The 12,206-nt window shown below is 57.1% G+C and carries 7 protein-coding genes; 4 read left to right on the top strand and 3 right to left on the bottom strand.

The features are described 5' to 3' along the window. Positions 1-56 precede the first annotated feature (56 nt). Together AABO57_05535 and aroB are read right to left on the bottom strand one after the other, a co-directional pair. Positions 57-440: a hypothetical protein gene (locus AABO57_05535; protein MEK6285184.1), complete on the bottom strand. Its 384-nt coding sequence runs from the start codon at positions 438-440 to the stop codon at positions 57-59. Positions 441-542: 102 nt separating this feature from the next. Continuing rightward, positions 543-1,634: a 3-dehydroquinate synthase gene (gene aroB, locus AABO57_05530; protein MEK6285183.1), complete on the bottom strand. Its 1,092-nt coding sequence runs from the start codon at positions 1,632-1,634 to the stop codon at positions 543-545. A 722-nt stretch (positions 1,635-2,356) separates the two neighbouring features. On the opposite strand from aroB, the gene rdgB reads away from it, so the two are divergent. The 4 genes from rdgB to AABO57_05510 all read left to right on the top strand — a co-directional run bounded on the left by rdgB (position 2,357) and on the right by AABO57_05510 (position 9,503). Continuing rightward, positions 2,357-2,989, top strand: coding sequence for an RdgB/HAM1 family non-canonical purine NTP pyrophosphatase (rdgB, locus tag AABO57_05525; protein MEK6285182.1), 633 nt, complete (start codon positions 2,357-2,359; stop codon positions 2,987-2,989). 28 nt (positions 2,990-3,017) lie between these two features. Then, positions 3,018-4,706, top strand: a complete 1,689-nt coding sequence (locus tag AABO57_05520) for a carboxypeptidase-like regulatory domain-containing protein (GenBank protein ID MEK6285181.1) — start codon at positions 3,018-3,020, stop codon at positions 4,704-4,706. Between the two features lie 332 nt (positions 4,707-5,038). Continuing rightward, on the top strand, positions 5,039-8,041 hold the full coding sequence (locus tag AABO57_05515) for an ATP-binding protein (GenBank protein MEK6285180.1): 3,003 nt from the start codon (positions 5,039-5,041) through the stop codon (positions 8,039-8,041). 61 nt (positions 8,042-8,102) lie between these two features. Continuing rightward, positions 8,103-9,503, top strand: a complete 1,401-nt coding sequence (locus AABO57_05510; GenBank protein MEK6285179.1) for a sigma-54 dependent transcriptional regulator — start codon at positions 8,103-8,105, stop codon at positions 9,501-9,503. 45 nt (positions 9,504-9,548) lie between these two features. On the opposite strand, the gene AABO57_05505 is transcribed toward AABO57_05510, so the two are convergent. Continuing rightward, entirely contained in the window at positions 9,549-12,131 is a 2,583-nt protein-coding gene (locus AABO57_05505; protein MEK6285178.1) for a S8 family serine peptidase, read from the bottom strand. Between the last annotated feature and the right edge of the window lie 75 nt (positions 12,132-12,206).

Genomic DNA, 12,206 nt, shown 5'->3' with positions numbered 1-12,206 from the left:
GGTGAAGGAATTTAACCCAACGTGAGAATATAGCGGTGTGCAGACTGGGCGTTGCTTTACAGGTCCTTGCCAGCAACCGTGCGGTCGACTTTCCACTGATATGTCGTTACCAGAAAGTCTATGTCTCTTTGGTAACTGATAGATATCTGGACTTTGCCGCTCTCACGGGATACGAGGTTGATGCTATTCTCCGGGAGGTTGTATTCTTTTTTGATCGCGTCGATCGCCTTCTTGATATCGACCTCCTTGGAGTTTCGGACGGCAGATTTGTTTGCAAGGTCGTCGACCCTGAAGGTAACTTGCCGCTCGTCTACGTAAACCGGCGCGATTTTGATCACAACGAAAGCCGCGACGGCAACGAGAACAAGCATTAATAGCGTCTTGATTGATATTGCTCCGCGCTCGCGCGGCCGGGCATCGGCGCAAGTGGCGTTGCTCATGATTTGTCTCCAGTCGTAGTTAGTGTATCGAGGAGTGAGCGCCGATAAACCATGCTTGCAGCAACGCTGCTATGCGTTTACCGAAACCGCTTCAATCCTCTCTCATCTGAAAGTGTCTTTGAGGGCTGCTCTAACGACCTGCGGGGGCACGTTCGATCTGATCACGACTTTTCCTATCTCAACCGGCAGCACGAATGCGGCTCGGCCGGATTCGACCTTTTTGTCGCGATGCATTGCTGAGATTATATCATCGAGCGCAAGAGTATTGGCGCTTGGAAGCCCTCCGACGCTGGCAATCGCGGTCTCGATCATCTGACGGTCGCTGGTCCCAAGAAGCCCCAACCGTTCCGCTATGCGCGATGCGGCGCGCATGCCGTGGCCAACTGCTTCGCCGTGGAGAAAGCGCCGGTAGTGTGTAACCGCTTCGAGAGAGTGCCCGACGGTGTGGCCGAAGTTCAGGATTCGCCGGAGCCCGCCCTCGCGCTCATCGCGTTGCACCACGCGGGCTTTGATGGCGCAACAGCGCGCGATTACGTGCTCCAGTTCGGCGGATTCAAATTCTTTCAACTCGTCGATGTTCAGCGCGATTCGATTGAACAATCGACGATCGCCAATCACGCCGTACTTGATGGCCTCGTAGAGTCCCGATTGCATTTGGCGCGCGGGAAGCGAGCGAAGCATCTCGGGATCGATGGCCACAAGCGAAGGTTGGTGGAAAGCGCCTATCAGGTTCTTACCAAGAGGATGATTGACCGCAGTTTTCCCTCCGACTGAGCTGTCTATCTGAGCGAGCAGCGTAGTTGGAACCTGAATCAGGCGTATGCCGCGCAGGTAAGTCGCGGCGACAAAACCGGCGAGATCGCCGACAACACCTCCACCCATCGCGACGATAACGTCGGAGCGTTCAATGCGCCGCTCGATCAAGAACGCAAACAATGACTCCGCGGTGCGCAGGTTCTTAAACCGCTCGCCGTCGCCAATTGAAAAACGACTAACTTTGAAGCCGGCGCCGGCTAACGATTTAACAGCGCGGCCGCCGTAGATCGAGTCCACAGTCAAGTTGCTCACAACAATGGCGTGTCTGGTATTCTCGCCGAGCGCGCCGCGTGCGAGGGCACCTAGTTCGTCCAGCAAGCCGGAGGAGATTTGAACCTGATAGCTGCGCGAGCCAAGTTTTACGGCGGTTGTGCGCATAGCGGGTAACACCGATGTGGAGAGGAAGCTCTGCCGCCGACGTGTCACGTCAAGGCCGCGTTGAATTCATCGATCAGCGGGTCGAATCTTATGGGACCGATGCCTATTGACCTATCTCCTCGCTGATCCAGCATTAAGAGCCTCGAACTGTTTCGAAGCTTGAACATATCGGCGCTGCAAATGGGGTGTCAAGCTGGAGATGCGAAACGGAACCACTCAAAGAGAACGGCCAGCCGGGAAACGGCAATCGCTACGCAGGACTGAGCGGAAAAAAAGAGGCGACGCAGCGTGGGAAGACTGCGTCGCCTTTTGTCTCGGGCTACTGTCCTCATCACAGCAGCCGAGAATCGAGAACAGGAAGTGATGTTGTCATCACCCGTTTCTCTTGCCCCATCCACTGTCGAGCAAGCGACAGGCCACGAGTTGAGAAGCACTCATTCCGGTTACGCTGCTCAATGTTTCGGATGACTTATTGCTCGGATGAGCATCCGCCACCATGCGAGAGAGGCTCGCTCACGTGTAAAAAGTACATAAGTTGGAAGAAATATTTACCGTCCGTCTTGCCGTTGATCGTCCACGTTCGCATCGCGTTCGAACGAGAATCGACTGACCCAATTTGCCACAGTCCGCAAGAATATTTTCCCGAATGGTTCTAGTTCCAAGCGAGCTGGCAAGAGTTTTTGGGCGAGTCGGCCAGAAAGTTGAAATGGTATACTGAGCGTATGCGTATCCTGCTGGCCACGACCAATCAAGGCAAGCTCGCCGAATTGAGACAAATACTGGGTGAACAACGGATTGAAGTGGCCGGCCTAAGCGATTCAGACTCGACCGAAGAAATAGAAACAGGCTCGACGTTTGTAGAGAACGCCCTGCTGAAAGCCCGGCACTACTATCGGGTCTCAGGCCTCCCGACTGTTGCGGACGATTCCGGGCTCGAAGTCGAAGCGCTTGGCGGGGCCCCTGGCATTTACTCAGCGCGCTATGCGGGAGAAAGCTCATGCGATAGCGACCGGATAGCGAAGTTGCTTGATGAGATGAAGGATCTACCGGAACAACTTCGGCGCGCTCGGTTCGTTTGCGCCGCCGCTGTTGTGTGGGAAGGCGGAGAGAAGGTATTTCTGGACGAAGTGCATGGGGTCATTCTCAAGACCGAACGCGGCGTAAATGGTTTCGGCTTCGACCCCATTTTTTTCTACGAACCGTTGGAGAAGACCTTCGCGGAACTCACACGATCGGAGAAGGTGGACGTGAGTCACCGCGGCCACGCTTTTCGCCGGCTTGCGGCGTGGTTTAGGGAGTCAGGCCTGCTTGACACATCGAGGTCGGATGATAGAATTATGACTACCGCGGATTAGACCTCTGTTTCTCAGATATAGGTGACCTATGAGACAAGCGACAAGACTGTGGGCGCTAATCGCTGTTGGAGTAATCGCGTACGCCAGCGTACCAGCACAAGCTGCCGGGGGCCGCGGATCCATACGCGGCATTGTGATGGATGGCAGCGGCAGCCCGCTGATTGGAGCTGCCGTCGTGGTTCTGGCTGAAGCTGAAGCAGCTAAAGTCGACAAGGTTGTTAAGCGAGCCAGCACCGACGGCGAAGGAAAGTTCACCGCGGCGGGCATCACTCCTGGTCGCTACCGCGTGAAAGCTGAGGCCGAGGGCTTCGACCCGGTCGAGCTTGCGGCGGACGTGAAGCCTAACAAGGTCACCGTATTCGATTCCATATTCTTGCGACGGATAACCACACTGGGCGACGAGACGAATCTAAACCTCGATTCGAAATACGCCGCGCGCCGCGTTCGTGGCTCGATCTTCCATTATGATGAAACGAAGAAGGACGTCTCGGCAGCGCCGGACTCATCGACTGTCGCGCTGACCGCGCGCTCTACAGAGCTGCACGGTGCGGTGAATACGTTTGCGCAGACCACTGCAAGCGGTAACGCCGACGGTGGCTCATTCGCAGGAGCGAATTTCGCGGTCTCAGAACAGATCGGGAAAGATGCCAATCTTTTAGTAAGCGGGCAGCTTGGTTATGGCAATGGAGCGCCCCAGAGTTTGACGGCCCGGACCACGGTGCATGCGGGCGATCGGCATCGCCTATCGGTTGCGATGGGCTATGGACGTTTCACGTTCTCGCGGCACAGCGCGACCCCGAGGCTTGGGCAGTTCTCGATTTCGGCAACGGACACCTGGCAGGTCTCCGGCCCCGTGCTGATCGTTTACGGGCTGGAGTTCGCGCGTTTCGCCGAAAGAGGATCCGGCACAAGCTTTTTGCCCAGGTTCGGCGTAGCGCTTGACGCAGGAACGCGCACCCGGGTGTTTGCCGGGCTAGTGCCTGGCTCCTCCAGTGATACTCAGTCAAGAGTCAATCTTGAGTCGGGCGAAATAGAATTCTCTGAACCGAAACCGGTGGCGCTTGCTGGAGGCCAGCCAGTGATGGAGCGTAGCTACCGACTCGAGTTCGGAGGCGAACAAATACTATCGGACAAATCGTCGCTCGAAATGATGGCTTTCTTCGATACGGTCTCAGGCCACGGCGTCGGGCTACTTGCTGTCCCGAACGACGCCTCTCAAGCTAATCCGGCGTTTCGCAGCGAAGAGCAATCGGGGCGCACTCGCGGGCTGCGTGTTGTTTACCATAGACACGTCAACAAAGTGATTGACGGCTCTATCGGCTATTCGTTTGGCGAGGGGCAGCGACTTGATAGACGAGGCATAACGACCCCGGCGAATCTCTTCAGCAACGGGCTCTTCCATGTCGTCTCAACGAAGCTGGACGCGAACTTTGTCGGCACCGGGACAAGAGTCTCGACTGTTCTGAGGCTTTCCCCCGGACAGGCCGTGTTCGCGATAGATCCCTTTCAGGGACAGATCTCCACTTATGATCCAAACCTGAGCGTTTCGCTGACCCAGGAGCTGCCCAGCATTAGCTTCATACCGGGACAATGGGCTGCGGTCATCGATCTGCGAAATCTGTTCGACCAACAGGCCTCTATTAGCGATGAACGCCAGGAACTGGTGGCGAGCCGCTTCCATAGGCTGGTCCGCGTCGGGTTGTCGCTTAGATTCTAGTAAAGCGGTTCCGGGCTTAGGTGATCCCTCGTTTGATTCGAGTTCACAAAACACCCTGAAGTCGCTTTGAGTTCAACTCCCCTGCTCCCACGGCTATACATCGATCGATCCGTCGGTTTCTTGGTTTAAAAGAAGGACTTGTTGATATCCAAAAAATTGGAGTCTCGTCCGAAAATATGGAAGCCGGCGCCTTAACATATTCGTACGGCGGAGTTAAAGCCTTGGTTTAGTTAGCGGTAAGTGAGAGCAAGACCGGGAATAGCAGTTGCACCAACGCAGCACAGGCTGCCGGTGCCCTCCATCTTGGCTGAAGCATGCAAAGGGGCTTGAGCATGAAAGATCTGATGAGCACGACCAAGCTTGTCGCCATCCTGGCGGTAACCGTCGCGCTTGTCGTGATAGGTACTCTCAACCTGCGTGATCGTTTGAGCCTGCCACCCGTAGCCGATGATGGAATTGAATGGGTCGATACCTCCGACGGTGTTCAAGCCAAGTCGGTCACCGCGGATTCACCTCTCGCCTCAGCCGTAAGGAAAGGTGACTACGTCAGAGCGTTCTTCTATATTGGCGATGACGCTGCGCGAAGCAAACCGGACTCTCGCAATCTTGACTATGAGGTAGTCGCCCGGGCGGAAACGCTCTCTCGGTATCTTGAGAACCAGGGTGTGGGGAACAATGCGCGCTATGCGATTGTGCATCAAGATGCGGTTCTCAAGGACCTCTACGGAATTAAGCATCCGATTTACGATGTGGACTTCAAGGTCGTCGGTCGCGACCAGCATCTCGGGCGCGGGCTCTATCTGGCGTTTATCGGATTCGTTTATCTAGCGATCGGGTTATTTGTGCTTTTCAAGCAGCGGCGTGCCGCGCTGACCTACCACTTCTACGCGTGGTCGCTGCTTTCATTCGTAGGGTATTTCTACAGCTCCACCTTCGAGTTCACAAAACTCGATAAGCTGGCGAGCTTTCTTGATGGCGCGGCATGGGCCCTGCTGGCGCCTCTATTCCTGCACTTCTGCGCGAACTTTCCATCGGGACGTGGATTGACAGTACGGCTGCGGCCGGTAATCGCAGCGCTATACGTTCCCGCGCTCGCCCTCATTACTATTCAAGCTTTCTGGCACTACAAACCTGACTTTAAGCTAGGAGCGGACGCGTCTCTCTTCGGCAAGGCATCGCTCGTTGACTGGGGCAATACGCTTGGAAAGGTGGAGCTGGCTCACGGCGCAGTCTTCTTCATCATCGGAAGCATGCTTCTTCTGCGAACATTCCTTCGAGCTGAGAAGCCGCTGCTTCGCCAGCAGCTCAAGTGGATCATTTGGGGACTCGGGCTGTCAGGGCTGCCGTTCGCATTGTTGTATCTGGTTCCTTACGTCTCGAACCTCGAGATCACTCCGGTGATGGAGACGGTCGCTTACGGGCCGCTGATCCTGATCCCATTCTCGTTTGGCTACTCGATAATCCGCTACCGTCTGATGGACGTCGACGTGATAATGCGACGGAGCTTCGTGCATGCTATGGCGAGCCTCGCGGTGGCCGCGATCTACATGGCGGTGCTGCTCGGCGTGGGCGATCTTGTGAGATTCATCTGGAAGACCGCAGACCTGAACTCCTGGCGGACGCGCGTGGTGGTCGTCGCGGGAATGCTCATCGTGGCGATGCTGTTCGCGCCGATCAAGAACAGGCTTCAGGTATGGGCCGACCGCTGGTTCTACGGCGAGAGATACACGATGCGAACCGGGCTTCAGGATTTTGGGAGAACGCTCTCGCAAACGACGGCGCTTCCGCAATTGCTCGACTCGCTTGTCCGGCGGTTATCGGACATGCTTTCGGTCGGCAAGGTCGCAATCTTCATCGAAGATGCGGGCACGGCTTCAGGGTTTCGACTTGCGCATGGGCCTGGCATCGATGGCGATGTGAGTCTGCCGGAGGACGTAAAGCAGACGATTCGAATCCGCTCAGCGGGACGGGGCTTCATCGTGGCCCACGATCTGCGCAGGGAACAAGACTCCTTCTTAGACAATGATGAAGTCGAGTCATTGGCCCGGGGATACGAACAGCTTCACTACTATGTGCCGTGTGTGGTGAGAGACCGGATGGTGGCCATCATTGGGATCGGGCGCACGACAACCGGCGCGATGCTCACCAGCGAAGATACGGATTTGTTGAGAGCGGTATCGGGCTACGTCGCAGTCGCGATCGACAATAGTCTGCTGTACCGGTCCGAGATGGAGAAGGCTGAAGAGCTTGCCCGGCTCAAGGAGTTCTCCGAGAACATCATCGAAAGTGTCAATGTCGGCATACTCGTTGTTGATTTCGACGGCCGGATTACGACCTGGAACAGCTCTCTTGAAGAGATTTTGGGAGTCGCGCGCGAGCAGGCGTTGCGCCGCAGCATTGACGATATTTTCGACCGCGACTTGATTGAGACCATCCGGAATGTGATCGGTCAGGAAGGTTGGGCGATTCGCGACACCAGGCATCTCTACAAATACAATGCTTCGACCGAGGACGGCCGCCCGCTGACGCTCAATATCTCGCTTGCGCCGTTTGAAGCCGCTCGCGGCGTGGTGACCGGCACTCTTGTGGTGATCGAAAACGTGACCGAGCGCGCGCAACTCGAACAGCAGTTGCTCGAGCGCGAGAAGCTCTCGTCGATCGGATTGCTGGCAGCGGGAGTCGCGCATGAAGTCAACACCCCCCTCGCGGGGATTTCGTCTTATGCGCAGATGCTGCTGCAACAGGTCCAGGAGAACGATCCCAAGCGCAAGCTCCTCGAGAAGATTCATGCTCAGACACTTCGGGCATCGGGGATAGTTAATAACCTGCTGAACTTTTCCCGCACAGGCGACGCTGAATTCCGCGAAGTCGATATCAATCGCGTTCTCGATGACACGATTCAGTTGCTGGAGCCGCAGCTACGGAACGCGAGATTCCAAATTACGCGCAACTACGGCGAGCACCTTCATCAGGCATACGGCAGCGCGTCGAAGCTTCAACAGGTGTTCATGAACCTGATACTAAACGCGCGCGACGCGATGCCCAACGGCGGGCGGCTGACGATACACACGCGCGCCGCCGACAGTTCGCTGGTTATCGACTTTAGGGACACCGGTGAGGGCATCGCGCCTGAGAATATCGCGCGGATCTATGATCCGTTCTTCACGACGAAAGGAGTTGGTCAAGGCACGGGTCTCGGCCTCGCGTTGTCTTATGGAATTATCCAGGAGCACAACGGCCGCATCTTCGTTGAGAGCCGCCCAGGGGAAGGCGCGCACTTTACCATCAAGCTACCCACCGCCTTCGCGCGCCAGCTGCAGGCGGCGAGCGATTGACTTTCCTCAATCGAGTCGTCCGCTGGTACACGCTTGCGGCTAGTTGGTAACATTCACTCGTATGGCAAAGAAAGGCAGCATCCTCGTTGTGGACGACGAGGAAGTAATGCGTGACGTGCTCGATAGCTTGCTGTCGGCCGAAGGCTATCAGGTTGATCTTGCCAGGAGCGGCGAGGAAGGGCTGGAAAAGCTTCAGCAGCGCGCATACGACCTGGTCTTGCTCGATGTCTCAATGCCAGGCATGGGCGGCTTGAGGGCGCTCGAAGAAATACTCAAGCTCGATGGCGAGGCTGTGGTGGTAATGATAACGGCCTACGCGACCTTCGACACCGCCATCTCCGCAATGCAGCGGGGCGCCTTCACGTGCATCAGCAAGCCGTTCGACAACAAAGAGATCCTCAAGCTCGTCACCGCGGGCATACGCCGCCGCCGCAAAGACGAAGAGCGGCGCACGCTGAAGCAGACTCTCAAGCGCAGCACCGAACCCAGAGAGACCGTTGCGCGCAGCGAAAAGATGCTCGAGATCCTTACCTTTCTCGAGCAGGTTGCGCCCGCGCGCAGCACAATCCTGGTCACCGGCGAGAGCGGGACTGGCAAGGAGTTGATCGCTCGCGCAATCCACAATCAAAGCGCGCGATCCGATAAGCCGTTCATCACCGTCAACTCAGCGAACCTACCCACCGAGTTGTTGGAATCGGAGTTGTTTGGCCACGTTCGCGGAGCGTTCACTGGCGCCATCGCAGCCAGGAAAGGCTATTTCGAAGTTGCTGACGGCGGTTCGATTTTCCTCGACGAGATTGGAAACATCTCGATGGAGACGCAAGCGAAGCTGCTGCGCGTCATTCAGGAACGCGACTTCTCGCCGCTCGGCGATACCACGCGCCGCCAGGTTGACGTGCGAATCATCGCGGCGACCAACGTCGATCTCAAGCAAGCGGTGGATGAAGGCAGCTTTCGCGAAGATCTCTTTTACCGGCTCAACGTGATTTCAATAGCTCTGCCCCCGCTTCGAGAGCGCCGCGAAGATATTCTTCCGCTTGCTCAGCACTTCATTCGCAAGTACGCCGCGGAAAACAAGCGGGAGATCTCAGATCACATCGGCGCCGCGGTCCTGTCTGCGCTCGAGGCCCATAACTGGCCGGGCAACGTGCGCGAGCTTGAGAACGTGATGGAGCGCGCGGTCATCATTGCGCGCGGAAAGACGATCGAAAAGGAAGACTTGCGCGAAGAAGTCATCAATCCTCAGCGCGCCGCCGCGCAGGTTGGAGGGCAGAAGGTGGCAACCCAGATCGACCTGTCGCACGGAATATCTTTCTACGATGAAGTAAACCGGTTCCAGATTGAGTTAATCCGCCGTGCGCTCGAGATAACTGGCGGTCATCAATCACGCGCGGCCAAGCTGCTTGGGATGAACACCACTACGCTTAATAGCAAGATCAGGTATTACAATATCAGGCCGTGAATCGGAGGGCGGAACTTGCTGCTCTTCTGCTTTCTACCTTCCAACTCAGAGCCGCAGCACGAAAGGCTGCGACCGCTCGTGGTTCTCAATCAAGACGATGTGATTATCACCGTCGCCCAGGTTGAGTTTGCCGCGTTTCAGCCTGATGCGCAGAGAATTGGCCGTTGAGTCAAACTCAAAAAGCCGGTCGATCATCCGTCCGTTTATTTCCACTAGAGCGGCGGCAGTGAAATCGCGTCCCACGATTGTGATGGTTTTCTTCACGTAGGTCACGCCGAAGATGAGCGGGCCATTTCTTGGAGGTGGCGGAGGAGGAGGCGGGACGGTCGCCGCAATATTGTAGACTACCAGGGCAAAGTCCTGATCGAGACTCGTTTCGTTCCCAGGCACTCCGTCGCCCGCGATGTTTGCCGCGCGCACCGTGATTGTGAGGTCGCCTTGAAAACCTTGAGGTATCGCGTCTGGTGGAAGATAGATCGACTCAACGTTGTTGAGTCTGTCAGCCTCGCCCCCTTCGACTGAGTAGGCGCCTGCGAAGTTGTTGCCGCGATACACGGTCACGCCGCCGACTACAATTTCGAGGTCAAGGTCGTTGACTATGGCCGGTCCAACAAGCGATCCGGGTGCGTCGGTCCACGCAAGCGTCACCCGCAACGGACGCGACCGGTCAGCGAGCGAGCCTTGCACCTCAAACGCCTGGCCGCTTTCCGTGAACAGCTTTGTCTGATCAACCAGCTCTCTCGGCGCGCCGTCAAACGACCGGGACAGGTCCACAAGACCCCAGCCCTGCCTTTCACCCGGTAGGTTTCCACCAGCATTCTCACCGGTCATGTAGGAAGCAGAGTTGATCAGGTAAGCCTTGGTCATCGCCGGCGAGGGCGCGCGAGCGTCTCCAAGCACGTTCCGCGAGACAAAGTACCTTCGCACAAGCGACGCCGCTCCGGTGATGTGAGGCGCAGCCAGGCTCGTTCCTGAAGACCACGTGTAGAGCGACTGGTCTGGCGGCTGAAAAACGGGTCGGCCCGCGCACAAACCTTCGCCGAAGAAGCCCCGTGATTGAGACGCGGCGCCGTAGACGTGTGTTCCAGGCGCCGCGATGTCGGGCTTCGCACGCCCGTCCGCGGTCGGCCCTCCCGATGAGAACCTCAAGATATCGAGTGCACTGTCCGCGCCGTCCGGCCCTATTGCGCCGCCGCCGTCGAAGTCGCAAGAGTCAAATCCTTCCGGTCTGTAGTTCTCGCTCGCCGCAACCGAGATGACGTTTTTCGCGGTTCCGGGCGACCCCACATGTCCCCCGGCGCCCGTGTTGCCGACTGAAAAGACGAAGATCATCTCTTGATTGCCGGAGACCGTCGGTTGAGCGTCCCGGACAAGCGCATCGTATTCCTGCGCTGTGGCGTCATAGGTGTTTAGAAAGCTGCCCCAACTACAATTCGAAGCACGAGCGCCGGCAGCGTACGCGATAGACGCGACGCTGGTAAAGCTCAAGGTAGACGGCTGCCGCCCTCTGTCATCAAATATTCGAGAGACGCCCAGCCTCGCGGCAGGATCGACGCCCAACCCGTACATATAGCCTGGCGCATCGTCGCGGCTGCTGTCGCCTCGCCCGGCGGCGACTGACGCCACGATTGTGCCGTGCCCGGGCCGATCGTCTATCAGCCCGTCAGTCGCATAGTTGAACATATACGCCACGCGGCTGCGGAGAGCCGAGTCGAGAAAATCCGGGTGAAGCTGGGTTGGCGAAGCAGACCCGCGATCGAGCCCCGAATCCGCGAAGTCGATAACAAAGTCGGGCTGGCCGTCCAACCCTTTCTCCGCCAGCCAGGCCGTGTAGCCGGGCCCGCTTGGCTGCTTGCCGTCCGCGCTCAAATTCCCAGCGACTATTTGAGCCGCGCGTTCATCATGCAACCTCAGTTTGGGAGCTGGACTCACGAACAGCACTTCATCGAGACCGGCGATATCCAACAATTGATCCGTCCGCAAGGTGACCGAAAGAATAACGAAGTTGAGGAACTTCCTGGGCTCGCGGTTGATGCTCGATGCCGTGCTATTGATCGCCTCAATTGCCGCCGCGGAATCGGTTGAATCTATCAACTCGATCTCTACCTCGGCGTCTCTTCGGGACGGGCCGCCGAGCATTTCATCGGTATACGTTGGGTCGAGCTTTTGAACTGCAAGCAGCCGACCCATCCATCGTATCGGGCGCGCGTCTTCCCAATCCGCTCCGGCATTGAGCTTCGCCACGCGCGCGAGATCGCGCGGAGCACCTCGAATGATGTAGGCGTTGTTCGGAATATAGCCGACTATCTCGGCGCCGGCTGCGTGAAGCGCATCAATCCACTTTGATCTGATTGGACCCGCGAACTGAACTATGCGCGTGCGCTTCGAGGCCGAAACACTCATCGCGGACATAACCTGCTGGTCTTCTCTTGAAGTGTCCAGATCGCGGCGCGCCGCTGTGTCGAGGGCCGCCCGTTTGAAAAGGATTAAGTTCTGATCGCGAATCGAGCCGCTCCGCGCTGGTTGGTTAATGTCAGACGAAGCCGCACCAGGCGAGAGAAGCGCCGGGAAAAACACCATCGCGGCTGCGAACGCCACCAGATAAAGGTTGATCCTTTGTGCAGTCAATCGGTTCATTTGTACAAGAGAAAACAGTCTAATCCGCTTACCCTGCGCTCGTACGCTGAGCAGGGGGAATTATAT

The sequence above is a fragment of the Acidobacteriota bacterium genome, assembly GCA_038040445.1.
GTDB classification, from domain to species: Bacteria; Acidobacteriota; Blastocatellia; order UBA7656; family UBA7656; genus Onstottus_A; species Onstottus_A frigus.
This window is presented reverse-complemented; position numbering and strand designations above follow the sequence as displayed.